Origin of the sequence: Pseudomonas izuensis, assembly GCF_002356535.2 — a bacterium.
GTDB lineage: Bacteria > Pseudomonadota > Gammaproteobacteria > Pseudomonadales > Pseudomonadaceae > Aquipseudomonas > Aquipseudomonas izuensis.
Window position 1 is genome coordinate 376,056 of record NZ_AP017423.2, and the last position, 21,195, is coordinate 397,250.

At 60.6% G+C, this 21,195-nt stretch carries 22 protein-coding genes and 1 pseudogene; 3 read left to right on the forward strand and 20 right to left on the reverse strand.

The window, feature by feature from the left end:
• Nucleotides 1-70 precede the first annotated feature (70 nt).
• The 11 genes and pseudogenes from LAB08_RS30675 to ubiE all read right to left on the reverse strand — a co-directional run bounded on the left by LAB08_RS30675 (nt 71) and on the right by ubiE (nt 8,246).
• On the reverse strand, nt 71-934 hold the full coding sequence (locus tag LAB08_RS30675; RefSeq protein ID WP_436799350.1) for a methyl-accepting chemotaxis protein: 864 nt from the start codon (nt 932-934) through the stop codon (nt 71-73).
• Nucleotides 926-1,987 (reverse strand): annotated as a pseudogene (locus LAB08_RS30680) (methyl-accepting chemotaxis protein); the annotation flags it as partial. The pseudogene LAB08_RS30680 and the gene LAB08_RS30675, both read right to left, overlap by 9 nt.
• A gap of 213 nt (nt 1,988-2,200) precedes the next feature.
• Nucleotides 2,201-2,908: a 16S rRNA (uracil(1498)-N(3))-methyltransferase gene (locus tag LAB08_RS01715; RefSeq protein WP_096513820.1), complete on the reverse strand. Its 708-nt coding sequence runs from the start codon at nt 2,906-2,908 to the stop codon at nt 2,201-2,203.
• A complete protein-coding gene (gene tatC, locus LAB08_RS01720; RefSeq protein ID WP_096513819.1) occupies nt 2,905-3,699 on the reverse strand; it encodes a twin-arginine translocase subunit TatC in 795 nt (264 codons plus the stop codon). Before tatC ends, LAB08_RS01715 begins: the two co-directional genes overlap by 4 nt.
• Nucleotides 3,696-4,124 (reverse strand): Sec-independent protein translocase protein TatB, encoded by a 429-nt coding sequence (tatB, locus tag LAB08_RS01725; protein ID WP_096513818.1) that lies wholly within the window; start codon nt 4,122-4,124, stop codon nt 3,696-3,698. Before tatB ends, tatC begins: the two co-directional genes overlap by 4 nt.
• Nucleotides 4,125-4,134: 10 nt before the next feature.
• Entirely contained in the window at nt 4,135-4,407 is a 273-nt protein-coding gene (locus tag LAB08_RS01730; protein ID WP_096513817.1) for a twin-arginine translocase TatA/TatE family subunit, read from the reverse strand.
• A gap of 25 nt (nt 4,408-4,432) precedes the next feature.
• Entirely contained in the window at nt 4,433-4,765 is a 333-nt protein-coding gene (locus LAB08_RS01735) for a phosphoribosyl-ATP diphosphatase (RefSeq protein WP_046816939.1), read from the reverse strand.
• Nucleotides 4,758-5,183, reverse strand: a complete 426-nt coding sequence (hisI, locus tag LAB08_RS01740) for a phosphoribosyl-AMP cyclohydrolase (protein ID WP_495675370.1) — start codon at nt 5,181-5,183, stop codon at nt 4,758-4,760. The genes LAB08_RS01735 and hisI overlap by 8 nt, the downstream gene beginning before the upstream one ends.
• 68 nt (nt 5,184-5,251) lie before the next feature.
• On the reverse strand, nt 5,252-6,856 hold the full coding sequence (gene ubiB / locus LAB08_RS01745; RefSeq protein ID WP_096513816.1) for a ubiquinone biosynthesis regulatory protein kinase UbiB: 1,605 nt from the start codon (nt 6,854-6,856) through the stop codon (nt 5,252-5,254).
• Nucleotides 6,853-7,476, reverse strand: a complete 624-nt coding sequence (locus LAB08_RS01750; protein WP_096513815.1) for a ubiquinone biosynthesis accessory factor UbiJ — start codon at nt 7,474-7,476, stop codon at nt 6,853-6,855. The genes ubiB and LAB08_RS01750 overlap by 4 nt, the downstream gene beginning before the upstream one ends.
• Entirely contained in the window at nt 7,476-8,246 is a 771-nt protein-coding gene (gene ubiE, locus LAB08_RS01755) for a bifunctional demethylmenaquinone methyltransferase/2-methoxy-6-polyprenyl-1,4-benzoquinol methylase UbiE (protein WP_007989286.1), read from the reverse strand. Before ubiE ends, LAB08_RS01750 begins: the two co-directional genes overlap by 1 nt.
• Nucleotides 8,247-8,413: 167 nt before the next feature.
• Between ubiE and LAB08_RS01760 the strand changes: the two genes are divergently transcribed.
• The 3 genes from LAB08_RS01760 to LAB08_RS01770 all read left to right on the forward strand — a co-directional run bounded on the left by LAB08_RS01760 (nt 8,414) and on the right by LAB08_RS01770 (nt 10,149).
• Entirely contained in the window at nt 8,414-8,689 is a 276-nt protein-coding gene (locus LAB08_RS01760; RefSeq protein WP_096513814.1) for a polyhydroxyalkanoic acid system family protein, read from the forward strand.
• Between the two features lie 226 nt (nt 8,690-8,915).
• A complete protein-coding gene (locus tag LAB08_RS01765) occupies nt 8,916-9,338 on the forward strand; it encodes a phasin family protein (RefSeq protein WP_096513813.1) in 423 nt (140 codons plus the stop codon).
• A gap of 10 nt (nt 9,339-9,348) precedes the next feature.
• Complete coding sequence (locus tag LAB08_RS01770) at nt 9,349-10,149, forward strand: phasin family protein (protein WP_096513812.1); 801 nt, start codon at nt 9,349-9,351, stop codon at nt 10,147-10,149.
• 193 nt (nt 10,150-10,342) lie between these two features.
• Here LAB08_RS01770 and LAB08_RS01775 read toward each other — a convergent pair whose 3' ends face one another.
• The 9 genes from LAB08_RS01775 to argS form a co-directional block, all read right to left on the reverse strand.
• The gene (locus LAB08_RS01775; RefSeq protein ID WP_096513811.1) at nt 10,343-10,963 is read right to left on the reverse strand and encodes a TetR/AcrR family transcriptional regulator; all 621 of its coding nucleotides are present in this window, start codon (nt 10,961-10,963) and stop codon (nt 10,343-10,345) included.
• Between the two features lie 170 nt (nt 10,964-11,133).
• A complete protein-coding gene (phaC, locus tag LAB08_RS01780; protein ID WP_096513809.1) occupies nt 11,134-12,816 on the reverse strand; it encodes a class II poly(R)-hydroxyalkanoic acid synthase in 1,683 nt (560 codons plus the stop codon).
• A gap of 127 nt (nt 12,817-12,943) precedes the next feature.
• On the reverse strand, nt 12,944-13,798 hold the full coding sequence (gene phaZ / locus LAB08_RS01785) for a poly(3-hydroxyalkanoate) depolymerase (RefSeq protein ID WP_096513808.1): 855 nt from the start codon (nt 13,796-13,798) through the stop codon (nt 12,944-12,946).
• A gap of 148 nt (nt 13,799-13,946) precedes the next feature.
• A complete protein-coding gene (phaC, locus tag LAB08_RS01790; RefSeq protein WP_096513807.1) occupies nt 13,947-15,626 on the reverse strand; it encodes a class II poly(R)-hydroxyalkanoic acid synthase in 1,680 nt (559 codons plus the stop codon).
• A gap of 260 nt (nt 15,627-15,886) precedes the next feature.
• On the reverse strand, nt 15,887-16,264 hold the full coding sequence (locus tag LAB08_RS01795) for a gamma-butyrobetaine hydroxylase family protein (protein ID WP_096513806.1): 378 nt from the start codon (nt 16,262-16,264) through the stop codon (nt 15,887-15,889).
• A 135-nt stretch (nt 16,265-16,399) separates the two neighbouring features.
• Nucleotides 16,400-17,737, reverse strand: coding sequence for an ATP-dependent protease ATPase subunit HslU (hslU, locus tag LAB08_RS01800; protein ID WP_096513805.1), 1,338 nt, complete (start codon nt 17,735-17,737; stop codon nt 16,400-16,402).
• Nucleotides 17,738-17,794: 57 nt separating this feature from the next.
• A complete protein-coding gene (gene hslV / locus LAB08_RS01805; protein ID WP_096513804.1) occupies nt 17,795-18,325 on the reverse strand; it encodes an ATP-dependent protease subunit HslV in 531 nt (176 codons plus the stop codon).
• Between the two features lie 232 nt (nt 18,326-18,557).
• Nucleotides 18,558-19,268, reverse strand: coding sequence for an SPOR domain-containing protein (locus tag LAB08_RS01810; protein ID WP_096513803.1), 711 nt, complete (start codon nt 19,266-19,268; stop codon nt 18,558-18,560).
• Between the two features lies 1 nt (nt 19,269).
• A complete protein-coding gene (gene argS, locus LAB08_RS01815; protein ID WP_096513802.1) occupies nt 19,270-21,006 on the reverse strand; it encodes an arginine--tRNA ligase in 1,737 nt (578 codons plus the stop codon).
• Nucleotides 21,007-21,195: the final 189 nt, after the last annotated feature.

Here is a 21,195-nt window from a genome sequence, read left to right on the forward strand (position 1 = left end):
CCCTGTGGGAGCGAGCCTGCTCGCGAAGGCATCACCTCGGTCCCGTGTGAACCGAGGCGCATAAATCACCTCAAACCTTGAACCTGCCCACCAGCATCTGCAAATGCGTCCCCAACCGCGCCAACTCAACACTGGACGCCGCGGTCTCTTCGCTCGCTGCCGACGTCTGATCCGACACATCCCGCACATTCAGTACGCTACGGTTGATCTCTTCGGCCACGGCGGTTTGCTGCTCGGCAGCGGCGGCGATTTGCTGGTTCATCGCCTGGATCGCTGACACCGTGCGAGTGATGCTTTCCAGTGAGCTGCCGGCGCGGCGGGTCAGTTCGACGCTGCTGTCGGTCAGGCTGCGGCTGTTGTCCATGATGGTCGCCACTTGTTGCGTGCCGTTTTGCAGGCCAACGATCAGTTCTTCAATCTCTTCGGTGGATTTCTGGGTGCGCTGGGCCAGGCTGCGGACTTCATCGGCGACCACGGCAAAACCGCGCCCGGCTTCACCGGCACGGGCGGCTTCGATGGCGGCGTTGAGCGCCAGCAGGTTGGTTTGCTGGGCCACGGACTTGATGACGTCGAGCACGCTGCCGATCTTGTCGCTTTCGCGCTTGAGCTCGCCCATGGCTTCGGTGGAGTTGCCGACTTCCCTGGCCAGGCGCTCGATCTGCGCGATGGCTTCGCCGACCACCTTATCGCCTTCGCGGGCCTGCTGGTCGGCGGCGACCGCGGCTTCGGAGGCTTCTTCGGCGTTGCGCGCGACTTCCTGCACGGTGGCGGTCATTTCGTTCATGGCGGTGGCCACCTGGTCGGTTTCGACCTTCTGGCTGTTGACCCCGGCGCTGGTCTGCTCGGTGACCGCGGACAACTCTTCGGCGGCGCTGGCGATCTGGGTAACGCCATCGCTGATACCGCCAATCAATGCGCGCAGGCCCTGGGTCATACCTTGAATAGCCCGTTGCAGCTGGCCCAACTCGTCCTGGCGCTTGGAGGTCAGGTCGTGGGTCAGGTCGCCGGCAGCGATGCGTTCGGCCACTTTGAGGGTCTGGTTCAGCGGGACCACGATCTGCCGGGTAATGGCCCATGCGGCGAACAGGCCGAAGACCAGCGCCAGGGCAGTTGCCAGCAGCAGCATGTTCCGGGCGTGCGCCACATCGGTGTCACGCACGAGGGTTTGCGACAGGGTGAGCTTGTTGCTCACATCGAGCAGGATTTCGCCCTGGGTGCCCATGCGTTTGAGCGCTTCGGCACTGGCGACCTGGGAATCACGGTACTGACTGACCGCCGCGCGGTAGGCCTTGAGCGAGTCGGTCGCTTGCTGCAAGTTGGCGATGTGCTGTTCCGGCAGTTTCGACGGCAGGCTTTCCAGGTATTTCAGGGCATTGTCGATGGCGTCCAGTGCGGGCTGCTCGGCTTCGGTCTTGCCGCTGTAGGTGTAGCCGCGTACCTGAAAGCGTGCCTGCTGGATCAGTTTGCTCAGGTCGATCACGCTGTTGAACTGCACAACGCTGTCGCCTTGCAGCATGGATTTTTCGACTTCGGCAACCTTGGCCACGGCATTGTCGGCGGTCGCGCCCAGTTTGCTGCGGGCGTCTTCGCGGTTGGCGCCGGCCTGGGTCATGGCGGCGAAGGCTTGTTTGTACTGACTGACGGCGGCCAGTTGCTGGTCGATCATGGCCACGTCGGCGGGTTGCTCGATCATCCGGCGAGCGGCTTGCAGGCTGCTGTCGAGCTTGCCAAGCAGGTCGTTGACGGCGCCCGGGCCTTGTTCGCCGCGGCGCATTTCGTAGTCCAGACGGGCAATACGCAGGTCTTTGGTCAGGCCGTTGATATCGGAAATGAACCCCAGCTTATCGCCGCGACTGGTCACATCGCCCAGGCCGCTCCAGCCGGTGACGGTGATCAGCAAAGTCAGCAGCAACACAAGACCGAAGCCGATGCCCAGTTTGCGATTGACGCTTACGTTCCCCAGTTTATCGGCCAGCCATTGGTACATGCTGCAACTCCCCCGGACCACACATTGGTTTTATGGAGGTTGTATCGGCAGGGGAGTGGGGTTCTGTAGGAAGCGTCCGATGTACGGGCGGAGAGCAAACGATGGCCTGTGGGAGCGAGCCTGCTCGCGAAAGCGGTAGGTCAGCCACTTCAATGTCGACTGATCGTCCCTATTCGCGAGCAGGCTCGCTCCCACAATGGATGGTGTTGGAAGTTAGAAGAGTCGTGCCAGCAGCGCTGTGACAGCGGTTTCAACCCGCAGGATGCGCTCGCCCAGCTGCACCGGTTGCAGGCCGGACTTGCCGAGCAAATCGATTTCGTAAGGAATCCAGCCGCCCTCCGGGCCGATGGCCAATGTCACCGGTTCATTCAGCGCGCGCGGGCAGGGTGGGTAGTTTCCTGGATGGCCAACCAGGCCGAGGGTGCCGTCGGTGATGGCAGGCAGGCGGTCTTCGACGAACGGCTTGAAGCGCTTCTCGATGGTGACCTGTGGCAGCACGCTGTCCCGGGCCTGTTCGAGGCCGAGGATCAATTGCTCGCGAATCGCTTCCGGCTCCAGGAACGGGGTCTGCCAGAAGCTCTTCTCGACACGATAGCTGTTCACCAGCACGACGCGTGGCACACCCATGGCGGCCACGGTCTGGAACACCCTGCGCAGCATTTTGGGGCGTGGCAGGGCCAGTACCAGGGTCAATGGCAGCTTGGCCGGTGGCGGCTGGTCGAGGGTGACGCGCAATTCCGCTTCCGCGGCGTCCAGGCGCAGTACTTCGGCCGAACCCATCAGCCCGCCAAGACGCCCGACGCGCATGCTGTCACCGACTTCGCAGCGATGGACTTCCTGCATGTGGGTCAGGCGGCGATCGCGCAGGATCACCCGGTCGGCCGCAATGAAGTCGGCGTCTTCGAGGAGCAGCAGGTTCACGGCTGGGTCGCTGGCGGTTGGTCGTTGTGATCGTCAGCCGGTTGGTCGTCAGGATGTTCGCCGCGTTTGCTGATCAGGCCGCCGAACAGCACGCCAATTTCAAACAACAGCCACATCGGGACAGCCAGAAGCGTCTGCGAGAAGATGTCCGGCGGCGTCAGGATCATGCCGACCACGAAGCAGCCGATGACGACGTATGGACGGATTTTCTTGAGGTATTTGACGTCGACCACGCCGATCCACACCAGCAGCACCACGGCCACCGGAATTTCGAACGCCACGCCGAAGGCGAAGAACAGCGTCATGACGAAATCGAGGTAGCTGGTGATGTCGGTCATCATTTCCACACCGGCCGGGGTGGCGGCGGCAAAGAACTTGAAGATCAGCGGGAACACCAGGAAGTAGGCGAACGCCATGCCGGCGTAGAACAGCAGGATGCTCGATACCAGCAAGGGCACGGCGATGCGTTTCTCATGCTTGTACAGGCCGGGCGCGATGAAGCCCCAGATCTGGTGCAGGATCACCGGGATGGCGAGGAACAGCGAGACCATCATCGTCAGCTTCAGTGGCGTCAGGAACGGCGACGACACATCGGTGGCGATCATCGTCGCGCCCACTGGCAGGTACTGGCGCAGCGGCGTGGAGACGAAGGTGTAGATCTGCTGGGTGAAGGCGAACAACCCGGCGAAAATGATGAAGATCGCCGCTACACAGCGCAGCAGACGGGTACGCAACTCGGTGAGGTGCGAAACCAGCGGCATGTGCTGGTCGTTTTCAGGAAGATCGCTCATGGGGCTCGCGGCGGCAATGTTGGGTCTTGAGGGGCCGGCACGACAGGCGCAGCCGCAGGTGTAACGGGTTCAACCGGTGTCGCTGCAACAACGGGCGTCGGTTCAGCGGGTGCAGGTTCGACGGCAGGCGCCTGAGTCGTCGGCGTCGCCTCAGGCGTAACCGGCGTCGGCTCCTGCTGGGTCGGCGTGAAGATCTTCCGCGCCTCCTGCTCCAGGGACAGAATGTGCTCGTTGTGCAGTTGCCGACGAATTTCGTCGGCACCGATTTCACGTTCAACTTCCTGTTTGATCGCGTTGAAGCTGCGCTTCAGGCGTCCGACCCACAGGCCGGCGGTGCGCGCAGCGCCCGGCAGACGCTCGGGGCCCAGGACCAGCAGGGCAACGAGGCCGACGAGCAGCAGTTCAGAGAAGCTGATACCAAACATAAGTCAGTGCTCACACGTCTTTGCGGATCGGCTCTTCGACTTTTTGTGCCTGCACGTCGATGGTGTGCGGCTGGTTCACCGAGGCCTGCGGCTGAACAGGCGGCACCGGTTGGGCTGGGTTCGCTGTCGGGTCGGCCGGTTTTTCGTCGTCGTTCATGGCTTTCTTGAAGCCCTTGATCGATTCGCCGACGTCAGTGCCGAGGTTTTTCAGTTTCTTGGTGCCGAAAACCAGCACGACAACAACCAGGATGACGATCCAGTGTTTCCAGTCAAAAATGCCCATGTTGCTGCTCCTCTCTAATAGTTATTCATGCGGACGGACGCGAGGCTTTCTCGGCGTGTCCGGACAGACCGAAGCGACGGTCCAGTTCATCGAGTACAGCCTGTGGATGCTGCCCCAATTGGGCGAGCATGACCATGCTGTGGAACCACAAATCGGCGGTTTCGTAGATCACATCGCTGCAGTCGCCGCTGACGGCGGCATCCTTGGCGGCAATGATGGTTTCGACCGACTCTTCGCCGACTTTTTCCAGAATCTTGTTCAAGCCCTTGTGGTACAGGCTGGCGACATACGAGCTGTCGGCGGCGGCGCCTTTGCGCTCTTCCAGTACCTGTGCCAGACGGGTCAGAGTGTCACTCATGTTTGTGTCCTGCGGAATAGATGGCATGCGGATCCTTGAGGACCGGGTCGACGGTTGTCCAGTCGCCGTTTTCGTAGACGCGGTAGAAGCAGCTCTGGCGACCGGTATGGCAGGCAATATCACCGATCTGCTCGACCATCAGGATGATGACATCGGCATCACAGTCCAGGCGCATCTCGTGCAAGGTCTGCACATGGCCGGATTCTTCGCCCTTGCGCCACAGCTTGCCACGGGAGCGCGACCAGTAGATCGCACGGTTCTCGGCAGCGGTCAGTTCCAGTGCCTCACGGTTCATCCAGGCCATCATCAGGACGCGCCCGGTCTTGTGATCCTGGGCAATGGCGGGCACCAGGCCGTCAGCGTCCCACTTGATCTCGTCCAGCCAGTTTTTCATCTTCGACTCCGATGCGGCCCGCACTTCTTTAGCCGTGGCCTAAATTACAAATCAGGGCGTTCAAACAGTGTGCCAGCGTGCGACGCGACTGGCTATCGGCGAACGACCAGATACAAGCCGACGGCCATCATGATGCCAGCTGGCCAATAGGCCAACTGATTCAGCGGGCCTCCGGCGGCGAGGATGGCGCCGCCGGCCAGGTGGGCGGTGCCCAGCAGGCGAAGGAACCAGTCGTCCCGGCGTCGGTGCCATGATGGCGGCGGATCGCTGGCGTGGGGCTGGGACAGGCGTTCGAGCAAGTCGCGGGTCATGTTGGCCAGGTGCGGGATCTGCTCGATCTGGCTCTGCACGTTGCCGAACAAGGCCTTTGGGCTGACACGTTCGCGCATCCAGCGCTCGAGGAACGGCTGCGCGGTGTTCCACAGGTCGAGTTCCGGGTACAGCTGGCGGCCCAGGCCTTCGATGTTCAACAGGGTTTTTTGCAGCAGCACGAGTTGCGGCTGCACTTCCATGTTGAAGCGCCGCGCCGTCTGGAACAGGCGCATCAGCACCTGACCGAAGGAAATATCCTTTAACGGTTTTTCGAAGATCGGCTCGCACACCGTACGGATCGCCGCTTCGAATTCGTTGAGTTTGGTCTCGGCCGGCACCCAGCCTGAGTCGATGTGCAACTGCGCCACGCGCCGATAATCACGCTTGAAGAAGGCGAACAGGTTGCGCGCCAGGTAATCCTGGTCCTCGGGGGTCAGGCTGCCGACGATGCCGCAGTCGATCGCAATGTACTGCGGACTCCACGGGTTCACGGTGCTGACGAAAATGTTGCCGGGGTGCATGTCGGCATGGAAGAAGCTATCGCGGAACACCTGGGTGAAGAAAATTTCCACACCACGTTCGGCGAGCATTTTCATGTCGGTGCGCTGGTCGGCCAGGGTGGCCAGGTCAGTGACCTGAATGCCGTAGATGCGCTCCATCACCAGCACTTTCGGCCGGCACCAGTCCCAGTAGACTTGCGGCACGTACAGCAGCGGCGAGCCGTCGAAGTTGCGCTTCAACTGGCTGGCGTTGGCCGCCTCGCGCAGCAGGTCGAGTTCATCGTAGATGGTTTTTTCGTAGTCGCTGACCACGTCCACCGGGTGCAGCAGGCGCGCATCGGCAGAGACTTTTTCGGCGGCGCGGGCGAGGATGAACAGCCACGCCAGATCCTGCTTGATCACCGGCTTGAGGCCCGGGCGGATCACCTTGACGACGACTTCTTCACCGGTTTTCAGTTGCGCGGCATGCACCTGCGCCACCGAGGCCGAGGCCAGGGGTTCGACGTCGAAACGGCTGAACACTTCGCTGATCTTCTTGCCGAGCTGGTCTTCGATCAGCTTGACCGACACTTGCGAATCGAACGGCGGCACGCGGTCCTGCAACATCATCAGCTCATCGGCGATGTCTTCGGGCAGCAGGTCGCGCCGGGTGGACAAAATCTGCCCGAACTTGATGAATATCGGCCCAAGGTCCTGCAACGCCAGGCGCAATCGCGCGCCACGGCTCAGGTCGAGGGTCTTGCGCGGGAACCAGCGCCACGGCAAGGCATAGCGCAGCGCCCGCAAGAACCAGGGCAGCGGCAGGGCGAACAGCAGGTCATCGAGGCGGTAGCGGATTACGACGCGCTGGATGCGCAACAGTCGGCGGACGGCAAGCAGCTTCATGCGTTATCGCTTGGGTCGAGGGATCGGGAAAGGCGCTCGAAACGCGCCTCGAGACGTTCCAGATCAAGTTTGATCTGGTCCAGTTCACTGAATCGGGCTTCGGCTTCGCGTTGACCGACGAGGGTGCGTGATTCTTCTGCCAGGTATTCGCCCAGATTCTGGCCCAGGCTGGCGAAACCTTGCTGATACCAGCGAGCACGGCTGCGCAGGTGACCGCCGACCAGTTGCGTGGCAACGGGGCCGAGCCAACGCGAGAGTTCGTACTCCCAGTCCAGCTCAAGGTCCTGCAGGATGGCCGCCAGTTCCAGCAGCACCCCGCTATCGCCGTCGAGCTCGACTTGCGGCGCATGCAGCACCGACGTCTTGTCCTTGCTCATCGCCAGTTTCAACAGGCTGGAGGCCGGCGCGCGCAAAGTGCAGTCGGCGCCGGTTTCCCATTGAGAGGCGAGCATCAGGCCTTCATCGCTGGGAAGGATGAACATTTTCAGTGCCGGGCTGCGGCAATCGACGGCAATCACCTTGCCGCTCAAGTGCGCCAGCCGCGGCAGCGCCGTGCTGTCGAGACGCAACACCCGGTTCAGGCCGAGTTCAACGCTGGCGAGCAGGCCGGCGAGCAGCATCAGGGCTTGATGCCGCGGTGCAGGGCGACGATGCCTGCGGTCATGTTGTGATAGGTCACGCGGTCGAAACCGGCCTCGACCATCATCGACTTCAGGGTTTCCTGGTTCGGGTGCATGCGGATCGACTCGGCCAGGTAGCGATAGCTTTCCGAGTCATTGGTGATCAGCTTGCCCATCAACGGCATGAAGGCGAACGAGTAGGCGTCGTAGGCCTTGGACATCAGCGCATTGGTCGGCTTGGAGAACTCCAGCACCAGCAGGCGGCCGCCCGGCTTGAGTACACGCAGCATGGAGCGCAGGGCGTCTTCCTTGTGCGTGACGTTGCGCAGGCCGAACGCGATGGTCACGCAGTCGAAATGGTTGTCCGGGAACGGCAGTTTTTCCGCGTCGGCCTGGACGAATTCGACATTGCCGGCCACACCGAGGTCCAGCAGGCGGTCACGACCGACCTTGAGCATGGATTCGTTGATGTCGGCCAGCACTACCTGACCGGTCGGGCCTACGAGATGCGAGAACTTGCGGGTCAGGTCGCCAGTGCCGCCGGCGATGTCCAGCACGCGGTTGCCGGTGCGAACACCTGACAGCTCGATCGCGAAACGCTTCCATAGACGGTGCATGCCACCCGACAGAAGGTCGTTCATCAGGTCGTACTTGGCGGCTACCGAATGGAAAACCTCAGCGACTTTTTCCGCTTTCTGGCTTTCCGGAACGTTTTTGAAGCCGAAGTGAGTGGTGGGTTCGGCATCGCTGCCTTTGCGCTGATCAGTCATATCGCTGTCACCAAAAGAGAATGCGCGACATTCTAATCCCCAAGGGATGCTTTGTCTTGGCAAGGCTGAAGGTAAGATGGATCAACCTCGGGACGTTTTGCCGCAGCAGCGGTCAGGAATCACCGAACAAGCATTCATGGCTGTATTCAAAAAGCAGGAGTCAATCAATGGCCCGTATTAGTGTTGAGCGTGTCCACGGCCTGGGTAAGGAAGCGGCGCGCGAGAAGGCCGACAAGCTGGCGCAGAAACTCTGCGACCAATATGGCCTGGAGCCGCAATGGTCCGGTGACACCCTGAACCTCAAGCGTCCGGGTGTGAAAGGTGCAGTGCATGTGAGCGAAGATTCGATCAGGGTCGATGTGGAGTTGGGCCTGATGATGTCGGCCATGAGCAGCATGATCAAGGCGGAAATCGAAAAGGGGCTGGATAAAGCGTTGGTGTAGCTCGCGCTTTTCTGTAGGAGCAAAGCTTGCTCGCGATGCAGGCACCTCGGTTTTTCAGTTACACCGGGTTGATGCCATCGCGAGCAAGCTTTGCTCCTACAGGTTTGCGGCACCTGCTGTTTATGTCAGTTGTTAGGGTGCCGTTTCTAATTTTTCTCCCTACTTTGTGCCGGAGCCCGACACTTTCGCGGGCAGTTCCTCAAACCTTCTGCGCGTGAGGTGCACCATGGCCAAAGTTATTTTGAAGAAAAAAATCGACGCTTCGACCGCCGCTCTCAGCGACGTCAAATCCTATGCCCGCAAGATCTGGCTGGCAGGCCTGGGGGCCTACGCCAAGGTTGGCCAAGAGGGCAGCGAGTACTTTCAAGAGCTGATCAAGGCTGGTCAAACTGTTGAAAACAAAAGCAAAAAGGCAGTCGCCGAGAAACTCGAGGCAGCCAATGCCGAGATCGACGAAGCCAAGACTGAAGTGAGCACTTTCAAAGGCCGGGTCGAACTGCAACTCGACAAGGTCGAGAAGGCGTTCGACTCGCGTGTCGCAAGTGCCTTGAATCGTATCGGCATTCCGTCTAAACATGACGTTGAGACACTCTCTGTCAAGCTCGATGAGCTGACGGCACTGCTCGAACGCGTCGCGCGTAAATCTTAAGGAGAACGGGATGGCTGTTAAAAAGAACACCGAAAAAGAAAGCAGCTCGTGGATCGGGAAAGTCGAAGACTACTCCCGAAAAATCTGGCTGGCTGGTTTAGGCGTGTACTCGAAGATCGACACTGACGGCAGCAAAATCTTCGATGCATTGGTTAAAGACGGCGAGAAGGCCGAGAAGGCGATTGGCAAGAAAGTCGACACTGCCAAGGATACCGCGAAGGACTCCGCTTCTTCGGCCAAGTCGCGCATCAGCGGCGTGAAAGACCGCGCACTGGGCAAGTGGGATGAGCTGGAAGGGGCTTTCGACAAGCGCCTGAACAGCGCCATTTCGCGTCTGGGCGTACCGAGCCGCAATGAGGTCAAGGCACTGCACAGCAAGGTCGATACCCTGACCAAGCAAATCGAAAAACTGACTGGTGCCAAGGTTGCGCCTGTTGCGGCAAAAACCGCGGCAGCCAAACCGGCCGCCAAGACCGCAGCCAAACCGCTGGCCAAAGCGGCGGCTAAACCTGCTGCCAAAACTGCCGCTGCAAAACCTGCCGCTGCCAAGCCGGCGGCCAAACCGGTCGCAGCGAAAGCTGCGGCTAAACCTGCAGCAAAAACCGCAGCAGCCAAACCAGCTGCCGCGAAGAAGCCCGCAGTGAAAAAACCGGCCGCTCCTAAAGCCGCCGCAGCCAAACCAGCAGTGGCAGCCGCCAAGCCGGCAACCCCGGCTGCTCCGGTCAGCGCATCGAACTCCGCTGCCGCACCGACCCCTGCTGTAACCCCGACTGTCGCGCCAGCTCCATCGACGCCAACCAGTCAGTCCTGATTCTTCAGGGCTCAAGAAAACGCCCGGCCTGCCAAGGTCGGGCGTTTTTGTTTGTGCACAATCCCAAGAGCACCGCATTCCCCCTGTGGGAGCGAGCCTGCTCGCGAATGCGATATGCCATTCAGCATTCCTGGCGACTGTCACACCGCTTTCGCGAGCAGGCTCGCTCCCACAGGGAATGTTGTGGTCAGGATTATTCGTGTTCTTCCAGGTATTGAAGCGCCAATCGCTCCGTCGCTATTTTGATCGGCGGCAACAGATGCGGGGCCACCAGCATCATGATCTGGTAAACCACCAATCGCACTTCACCTTCACGGTCGAGAATCCGCTGATAGTCCAGCGAGAACAGCAGGGTCATGGTGATCTGTTCCACCAGTTGCCCCAGGGCCTGGGTTTCGCTGACCAGTTGCCCCTGGGCCTTCAATTGCGCCAGCAATGAGGCCAGCGTGCGCTTCAGGCCGTTGAGCAGGTTTCGAATGCCCTTTGCCAGTTTCGGCAAGCGCCCGGCCAGGTTCGACAGGTCCTGGAACAGAAAACGATAGTGGGCCAGGCGTTCGACGATCAGGTGCAGGAACAGCCAGTAATCCTCGGGGCCCAGTTCGACGTCGGCGGGTGGATCGAGCAAGGGCGCCAGCTCGGCCTGAAAGCGTTCGAACAGCCCGAGTATCAACGGCTCCTTACCGTGGAAGTGGTAGTAGAGGTTGCCGGGGCTGATGCCCATTTCGTTGGCAACTTCCATGGTGGAGACGTTCGGTTCGCCCTTCTGATTGAACAACTGCAGGGCACATTCGAGGATGCGGTCGCGGGTTTTCATCCAGTCTTCTTAATGATCATGTCAAGCGAACCCCAACTCTGTAGGAGCGAGCTTGCTCGCGATGGACGTTAACGATAACGCGTGCTGTCTGGATAAACGCGTTGCCCAAACGTTTTTCGCGAGCAAGCTCGCTCCTACAGGGATGGGTGCCGGCTGTGGAGTGTTGAGTTTCAGCGCACGCGCACGTAAGTCCCGGGCGCTGCCTCCATCGGTGGATAGTTCTGGTTACCGAGGGTCATGAGGGTTTCCTTTTGTGCGCCCGAGCGCTCCTGAATCCAGCCCAGCCATTGCGTCCACCAGCTGCCGTCGACTTGCTTGGCGTCGTAATACCAGGCCCGTGGGTCGCTGCTCAGTTTTGCACCCTCGACGTAGTTGGCTTTCGGGTTGCTCGGCGGGTTGAGAATGCTCTGCACATGGCCGCTGTTGGACAGTACGAAGCGGCGCTCGCCCCCCAGCAGCAGCGTCGAGCGATACACCGCATCCCACGGCGTGATGTGGTCGTTGATGCCGGCAACGCTGAAGCTGTCGACGGTGACCTTCTGCAAGTCGATCGGCGTGCCGCACACTTCGAGGCCGCCCGGATGGCTCAGCGGGTTGTGCTTGAAGAAATCCAGCAAATCGCCATGCAGCGCTGCCGGCAGACGCGTGTTGTCGTTGTTCCAGTAGAGGATGTCGAACGCCGGTGGCTCCTTGCCCAGCAAGTAGTTATTGACGAAGTAACTCCAGATCAGATCGTTGGGGCGCATCCAGGCGAAGACCTTGGCCATGTCCCGTCCGTCGAGCACGCCCTTTTGATAGGAGCGGCGCTTGGCGGCTTCCAGGGTCTGCTCGTCGGCGAAGAGGGTTGCCGGCGAATCCAGCTGGCTATCGAGCAGGCTGACCAGGTACGTCGCACTGGACACCCGCCGCAACTGCCGTTTGGCTTGCAAGTGACCCTGCAGCGCGGCAATGGTCAAGCCGCCGGCGCAGGCGCCCATCAGGTTGACTTCGCGCGCGCCGGTGATCGCCCGGCAGACATTCATGGCTTCTTCCACCGCTTCAACGTAGCTCGACAGACCCCATTCGCGATGGCGCACATCGGGGTTGCGCCAACTGATCACGAAGGTTTGCAGGCCATTCTTGAGCGCGAACTGGACGAAGCTGTTGTGGGGGCTCAGGTCGAAAATGTAGTACTTGTTGATCTGTGGCGGTACCACCAGCAGCGGTTTGGAATACTGCTTTTCGCTCATCGGCTTGTACTGGATCAGTTCCAGCAGTTCATTGCGGAACACCACGGCGCCGGTGGTGGTCGCCACGGTCTTGCCGACTTCGAAAGCCTGCTTGGTGACCTGCCGGGGCAGACCATCATTGTGCAGGAAATCGTCTACCAGGTGACTGATCCCGCGGATCAGGCTATTGCCACCGGAGTTGAATATTTCCTTGATCGCCAGCGGATTGAGCAGGCTGTTGGACGGCGACACGGCATCATTGAGCAGGGCGAACGCGAAGTGCGCGCGGGCACGATCGTCCGGGCTCATGTTGCTCTCGTCGATCCAGCTTTTGACCTGCTTCTGCCAACTCAGGTAGGCCTGCAGGCTACGACGATAAAACGGGTTGAGGCTCCAGGCCGGGTCGGTGAAACGGCTGTCTTGCGGGTTGGTCGGGTGCAGGGTTTCGCCCAGCAGCACCCGACCCAATTGACCGCCCAGTTTCAGGGCGTGCCGGGCGCTGTGCACCGGGTTGCGCAAACCATGTGCGGCAACGCTGCGCAGGGTTGAAAACAGATCCCGACCCCTCAGGCCGGTAATCGCACTCTGTGCATTGATGAACGCGGCGGGAGTCGGTAGAGATTCCCTCGCTGGTTTGTCGCGCATGACTCAACACTCCTTCGTCTTCAGGCCAAATACAAACACACCGAACCAGAACACCATAGACGCTGTAACGGGTTGTTGCGCGGCGCGGCATCCTGCCGTCCACTTTTCTTGAGAAAAGCGCGGCGGATTAACCGCCCAGTGGCGACGGGTGCGGGTGCATCACCGCACGCTGCCGCTCCTCCTCGAGAAACTTCATGATGATCGGCGCCACGGCTTCGGCCCGGGTAATCAGGAACAGATGCCCGTCATCGATGATGTGCAACTGGGCGTTGGGAATCCGCCAGGCCAGCAAACGCATGTTGACCAACGGGATCAATGGATCGTCGTCGCCGGCCAGTACCAGCGTCGGCTGGTTGATCTTGTGCAGCCAGTGAATGCTGGTCCAGCCGAGACCGGCGAACAACTGCCAGTAGTAACCCAGCTTGCCCGCCGAACGCACCTTGGCCGCATGGCTTGCGGCCAGCGTCGGGTCGCGGCGGAACGAGCCGCCGTAGATCATCGGCGCGATGCGGATCACGTGCGACGGCTGGATGTAACGTCGTGGGCTGGCCATCATCCACAGCACTTTCGGCTTGCCTGGCACCATTACCGCGCCCGCCGCCGTGGCGGCCAGCACCAGCTTCTTGCAGCGCTCCGGATAGTCATAAGCGAACTGCTGCGCCAGGGCGCCACCCCAGGACACGCCGATCACATTGACCTGTCCGTAATCGAGGTAATCGAGCATGCGTGCCGTGAGTTTCGCCAGGCTGGGAAAGCGGTACGGAAGATTTGGCGTCGACGAACCGCCGACACCGGGAACGTCGAAGGCGATGACTTCCAGGTCCGGGTCCAGTGCGGCGACGAACGGAAACACCAGCTCCAGGTTGGCGCCGATGCCGTTGAAAATCAGCAAGGGCGTCAAGTGAGGCTTGCCGGGACGTACTGCCGTGCGGAGGGTCTGGCCATCCAGGTCGACGGTACGGAATATGAACGGTTGCGGCATGCTTCAGCCCTGTTTATGAATTCATCCCCGAATCCTTTGTGGGAGCGAGCCTGCTCGCGAATGCGTCGGGTCAGTCAACTTCAATGTTGAATGTTTGACCGCTTTCGCGAGCAGGCTCGCTCCCACAGGAGGAGGCGGGGTGTGTCAGTTACCGCTCATGTACGTATGTACCCGGCGACGCTTCGCCCGCCGGATAAGCCTTGTTGCCCAGTTTCAACGGTGCTTTTTTCAGCTCGCCCGAGCGCTCGGCCTGCCAGGCCTGCCAGTGCAGCCACCAGGAATCGGTGTGCTTGCTGGCGTTTTCCTGCCACTCATCAGCACTGTCCGCCATCTCGGTGCTGGTCATGTAACGGGATTTGGGGTTGCCCGGCGGGTTCAGGATGCTCTGGATGTGGCCACTGCTGGACAACACGAATTCAACATTGCCGCCGAACAGCTGCGCCGATTTGTAGCAGGACTTCCACGGGGTGATGTGGTCGTTGGTGCCGGCCAGGGAAAAGATGTCGGCCGTTACCTGCTTGAGGTCGATGGCGGTACCGCACACTTCCAGTGCATTGGGGCGAATCAGTGGGTTGTTTTTGAACAACTCGATCAGGTCGCCATGGAATGCGGCCGGCAACCGCGTGGTGTCGTTGTTCCAGAACAGGATGTCGAAAACCGGTGGCTCGTTGCCCAGCAGGTAGTTGTTGACCCAGTAGTTCCAGATCAGGTCGTTGGGGCGCATCCAGGCGAAGACCTTGGCCATGTCGCGACCTTCCAGCACGCCGGCCTGGTACGAGTGGCGCTTGGCGGCTTCGAGGGTTTGCTCGTTGACGAACAGGGCGACGTCGCTGTCCAGGGTGGTGTCGAGCACGCTCACCAGCAGGGTGAGGGCGTTGACCTTGTTTTCACCGATTGCGGCGTAGTGGCCCAGCAGCGCGGTGCAGGTGATGCCGCCGGAGCAGGCACCGAGCATGTTCACGTCTTTGCTGCCGGTGATGGCGGTGACCACATCGACCGCTTCCTTGAGCGCCTCGATGTAGGTCGACAGGCCCCACTCGCGCTGTTCCTTGGTCGGGTTGCGCCAGCTGACGATGAAGGTCTGCACGTTGTTGCGCAGGCAGAATCGCGCCAGGCTCTTGTCCGGGCTGAGGTCGAAAACGTAGAACTTGTTGATCTGCGGCGGCACTACCAGCAACGGGCGCTCATGGACCTGCTCGGTGGTCGGCTTGTACTGGATCAGCTCCAGCACGTCGTTGCGGAACACCACCGCGCCTTCAGTCACGCCCAGGGTCTTGCCGACCTCGAACGCACCCATGTTGACCTGGCTCGGCATGCCGCCGTTGTGCACCATGTCCTTGGCCAGATGCGAGAGACCGTCGAGCAGGCTTTTGCCGCCGGTTTCGAAGAAGCGTTTGACCGCTGCCGGGTTGGCCGCCGTATTGGTCGGGGCCATGGCTTCGGTCATGAGGTTGATCACGAAGTGCCCGCGAGCCACGTCCTTGGCCGGGAGGTTGCTGTCGTCGATCCAGTCGTGGAGTTCCTTGCGCCACGCCAGGTAGGTTTGCAGATAACGTTTGTAGAGCGGGTTCTGGCTCCAGGCCGGATCGGCGAAACGGCGATCGTCGCTGGTCGGTTGCAGCCCGGACTTGCCGAACAGCACGTTCTTGAGTTCAAGGCCGAAATGCGCGACATGTTTGGCGCTGTGCACAGGTTGTTTGATGGCCTGCCTGAGCACCATTCGAGCAGAAGCCAGTAGATCCTTTCCACGCAGCCCAACGACAGGATTCAGTCCCAAGGTGTTTTCCGAGGCCTGATACTTCAAGTCATCGTTATTCTTGTTACTCATCTACGACGCTCCATTGTCCTGACACGAGTACCCGGGGTCCTGCTGTGCAGTCACACAGCCAATACCAGGTACTTCTGCCCAGGTGACCGTTAATACTGCATCGCTGCTTTGTGTTCGCAGAGAGCACTGCAGGGAACTTGCCAGTTCCATTGGTTACCCGAGTTTAATTTTTTTCGCAAGCGGGCCAATCACCGACTCTGAAGCCGAGCATTCAAACAGATGGAATTAGAAAATGCCCTCTAATGAGCGAGAGGCTTGGGCTAGAGCATCAGCTTGACGATGGATTCGTTCGGATCGCGGGTTTTACCGGCGGCTTTGAGCTCGGCCAGATAATCCTCCCAGAGTGCGTCATAACGTCGCCCCAGCTCATAGAGGTATTCCCAAGTGAACAGGCCGCTGTCGTGGCCGTCGTCGAAGGTCAATTTCAGTGCGTACTGACCGGCCGGTTCTACCTTGGTCAGGCCTACGTTGATCTTGCCAAATTGCAGGATGGGTTTGCCGTGGCCCTGGACCTCGGCGGAAGGAGAGTGCACGCGCAGGAACTCGGCGGGCAGGGTGTATTCCTCGCCGGACGCGTATTTGAGTGTCAGGGTTTTCGAGGCTTTGTGCAGCTTGATGTCGGTGGGGAGCTGGGTCATGGCCAAAGTTCCTTATGGATGGAACCCTGTAGGAGCGAGCTTGCTCGCGATGAAGTGTCAGGCGCCGCGAGCATTCAGACAGCCCGCGTCATCGTTTACCTCCATCGCGAGCAAGCTCGCTCCTACAGGTATGGCTTACAGGATATAACGGGACAGGTCTTCGTTCTGCGCCAATTCGCCCAAGTGGTTGTTGACGTAGTCGGCGTCGATCTGGATCGCCTTGTCATCGTGGGTGCTGGCCAGGTCGCCGGCGCTGAACGACACCTCTTCAAGCAGACGCTCAAGCAGGGTGTGCAGGCGACGGGCACCGATGTTCTCGGTTTTCTCGTTGACCTGCCAGGCGATTTCCGCAATGCGCTTGATGCCGTCCGGCTGGAACTCGATGGTCAGACCCTCGGTTTTCAGCAGTGCGCAATATTGCTCGGTGAGCGATGCGTGCGGTTCGCTCAGAATGCGCTCGAAGTCTTGCGGCGACAGCGCCTTGAGTTCAACGCGGATCGGCAGGCGACCCTGTAGCTCGGGCACCAGATCACTCGGCTTGCTCAGGTGGAACGCACCGGAAGCGATGAACAGGATGTGGTCGGTCTTGACCATGCCCAGTTTGGTGTTGACGGTGCAGCCTTCGATCAGCGGCAGCAGGTCACGCTGTACGCCTTCACGGGATACATCGGCGCCGCCGACGTTGCCGCGCTTGGCGACCTTGTCGATTTCGTCGATGAACACGATCCCATGCTGCTCGACCGCTTCCAGCGCCTTGGCCTTCAACTCTTCATCATTGACCAGGCGGCTGGCCTCTTCGTCACGCACCAGTTTCAGCGCTTCCTTGACCTTGAGCTTGCGGCTCTTGCGTTTGCCTTTGCCCATGTTGGCGAACAGGCTCTGCAACTGGTTGGTCATTTCTTCCATGCCCGGTGGCGCGGAGATATCGACGCCGGACATTTCGGCGACTTCGATTTCGATCTCCTTGTCATCCAGCTGGCCTTCGCGCAGGCGCTTGCGGAACAGCTGACGGGTATTGGAATCGGACGTCGGCGCGTCATCGTTGCTGAAACCCATGCGTGCCGGCGGCAGCAGCGCATCCAGGATGCGCTCTTCGGCGGCGTCTTCGGCGCGGTGGCGAACCTTGGTGATTTCCTGTTCGCGCAACAGCTTGATCGCGGCATCGGCCAGATCACGAATGATCGATTCGACGTCACGTCCGACATAGCCGACTTCGGTGAACTTGGTCGCTTCGACCTTGATGAACGGTGCGTTGGCCAGTTTGGCCAGGCGACGGGCGATTTCGGTTTTACCGACGCCGGTCGGGCCGATCATCAGGATGTTTTTCGGGGTGACTTCAACGCGCAGCTCTTCGGGCAGCTGCATCCGGCGCCAGCGATTGCGCAGGGCAATGGCGACGGCGCGCTTGGCATCGTCCTGGCCGATGATATGGCGATTGAGTTCGTGGACGATTTCACGGGGAGTCATGGACATAGTATTTGGCGGACCTCAAGCAAGAATGAGCCGTGGCGCGATAGCGCCTGCACGGGCTTACTCGGCGCAGTCCTGCTCCTCAATGGTCTGGGTGTGGTTGGTGAATACGCAGATATCGCCGGCGATGCCAAGGGCGGTCTCGACGATTTCCCGGGCCGACAGGTCGGTTTTTTTCAGCAGTGCGCTGGCGGCAGCCTGGGCATAGGCGCCACCGGAGCCCATGGCGATCAGGCCGTTTTCAGGCTCTACCACATCGCCGTTGCCGGTGATGATCAGGGAGGCGTCCTTGTTGGCGACCGCGAGCATGGCTTCGAGGCGGCTCAGGGAGCGGTCGGTGCGCCATTCCTTGGCGAGTTCGACAGCGGCGCGAACCAAATGGCCCTGGTGTTTCTCCAGCTGACCCTCGAAACGCTCGAAAAGGGTAAAGGCGTCAGCCGTGGCACCGGCAAAACCGGCGAGGACTTCACCGTGGTACAGGCGACGAACTTTTTTTGCGTTGCCTTTCATCACGGTATTGCCGAGAGATACCTGGCCGTCGCCGCCCATGACGACTTTGCCTTGGCGGCGAACTGAAACGATGGTGGTCAAGGGAAGAGTCTCCACGCAGCGGGGCGAAAATGCCTTATGGCGATACATATGGGGGTGGTGGAGAGGATTTCAACTGCGGGGAGGGAGAGGGGACGAGCGGTGTTGGACGGGGAATGCTGTGTTGTCTGTTCTGGCGCCATCGCGGGCAAGCCTTGCTCCTACAGGATTTGCGTGATCCCTGTGGGAGCAAGGCTTGCCCGCGATGAACGATGACGCGGACTTTCTGGTGGAGTCAGCGGCTCTGGCGTTGTTGTAACAACAGATTGCTGAACCCGGCGCCAGACAGTTGTTTCTGCGCGGTGGTCAGTTGTTCGCGGTTGCTGAAAGGCCCCACCAGGACCCGATACCAGGTCTCATCCTTGACCGTGCCGGACTCAACCGCCACAGCCTGGCCAAGCAGAATGATCTGTGCCCGAACCTTGTCCGCGTCAGTTTGCTTGCGGAACGAACCGGCCTGCAGGAAGAACTTGGTCACCGGCGCGGCCTTGGAAACGGGCGGTGCTGGGGGCGGCGTGATCCCGGCGAGGGCGGCCTGGGCGCGGGCAGTGTCGATCTTCGCTGCTTCCGCCGGGGTGACCGGCGTGGTCGGTATGGCCGGCACCTGTGGTGTCGGCAGGGTTTTTTCCGGTACGGCATCCGGCGGCACGATGACTTCCGACTCCGGCAGCAGGGTGTAGAAGTCGTACTTCGGCTTCACCGGTTGCGTAGGGCTCGGCGGGGTCTTGTTGGCCTCGGCGATCTTGGTGGCTTTCTGTTGCTGCTCGACCTTCTCGCGCTTGACCGTATCGCTGCCTTTGCCCGGCTCCAGCTTCATCAGGAACACGATGAAGGCACCGACCGTCAGGCCGATGGCCATCCATAGCCAGCCCGGGATCGGTTGCTTCGCTGGGGCTTGGTAACGGCTGGCGCCACGCTTGGGTGCAGGTTTTTTCTTGGCAGCCAACTTACATGCGCTCCAGAGTTTCCAGACCCAAGAGTTCCAGGCCTTGCTTGAGGGTGCGACCGGTCAGCGCGGCGAGGCGCAGGCGGCTCTGCATTTGTTCCGGGGTGTCGGCGGCGAGGATCGGGCAGTTCTCGTAGAAACTGGAGAACAGACCGGCGACGTCGTACAGGTAGGTGCAGAGGATATGCGGTGTGCCCTTCTCGGATACGTTGTTCAGCACTTCGCCGAACTGTGCGAGTTTTGCGGCCAGTTCGTGCTCGTGCGGTGCTTCCAGAACGATTTGGCCTTCGACTTCGCTGAAATCCTTGCCCAGTTTGCGGAACACACCGGCCACACGGGTGTAGGCGTACAGCAGGTACGGTGCGGTGTTGCCTTCGAAATTCAGCATCAGGTCGAAGTTGAAGTTGTAGTCGCTGGTGCGGTGCTTGGACAGGTCGGCGTATTTCACCGCGCCGATGCCCACGACCTTGGCGATGTTGCGCAGGTCTGCCTCGGCCAGTTCCGGGTTCTTGTCCTTCACCAGGGTGTAGGCGCGTTCCCGGGCTTCGGTCAGCAGGTCGATCAGCTTCACGGTGCCGCCGTCACGGGTCTTGAACGGACGGCCGTCAGCGCCGTTCATGGTGCCGAAGCCCATGTGTTCCATTTCCATCGGGTGCGTCACGAAGCCGGCTTTGCGGGCCACGGCGAACACTTGCTGGAAGTGCAGGGCCTGACGCTGGTCGACGAAGTACAGCGCGCGATCGGCCTTGAGCTTGCCGCTGCGGTAGCGCACGGCGGCCAGGTCGGTGGTGGCGTAGAGGTAGCCGCCGTCAGCCTTGACGATGATCACTGGCAGCGGGTCGCCGTCGGCGTTTTTGAATTCATCGAGGAACACGCACTGGGCGCCGTTGCTTTCGACCAGCATGCCGGCGGCCTTGAGGTCGTTGACCACGTTGATCAGGTCGTCGTTGTAGGCGCTTTCGCCCATCACGTCGGCCATGGTCAGCTTGACGTTCAGCAGTTCGTAGATTTTCTGGCAGTGGGACAGCGAGATGTCCTTGAACTTGGTCCACAGCGCCAGGCAATCGGCATCGCCGGCCTGCAGCTTGACCACCAGGCCACGGGCGCGGTCGGCGAATTCTTCGGATTCGTCGAAGCGTTGCTTGGCGGCGCGGTAGAAGTTTTCCAGGTCCGACAGCTCGTCGCTGGTGATCGGGTTTTCCTGCAGGTAAGCCATCAGCATGCCGAACTGGGTGCCCCAGTCGCCGACGTGGTTCTGGCGGATCACTTCGTCGCCGAGGAACTCGAGTACGCGAGCGACGCCGTCGCCGATGATGGTCGAGCGCAAGTGGCCGACGTGCATCTCCTTGGCCAGGTTAGGCGCCGAAAGGTCAACCACGGTGCGCTGCACTGGGCCGGCCTTGCGTACGCCGATGTTGGCATCGGCCAGGGCGGCGTCCAGGCGTGTGGCCAGGGCCTGGGTGTTCTGGAAGAAGTTCAGGAAGCCTGGGCCTGCGATTTCGGCCTTGGAGACGTTCTCGTCAGCCGGCAGCGCGGCGATGATTTTCTCGGCCAGGTCGCGTGGCTTCATGCCCGCAGGCTTGGCCAGCATCATGGCGATGTTGCTGGCGAAGTCGCCGTTCTTCTTGTCGCGGGAGTTTTCCACCTGGATCGCCGGCGACAGGCCTTCAGGCAACACACCTTCGTTGACGAGTTGGGTGATGGCTTGTTGGATCAGCTGGCGAATGGTGTCTTTCATGGTCTTCTCTTTCAACCGCAGGCGCGGCGGCGCTTCGATGCGCTGGTGGAAAAACTGGGCATTATCCGTGGCGAAGGCGGGCTTGCCAACTATAGCGGGCAGGTTATGGATATGTGGTGACAAATAGATCGCCTTCGCTGGCAAGCCAGCTCCCACAGGTTTAGTGGCAGGACGCCGAATATGTGTACG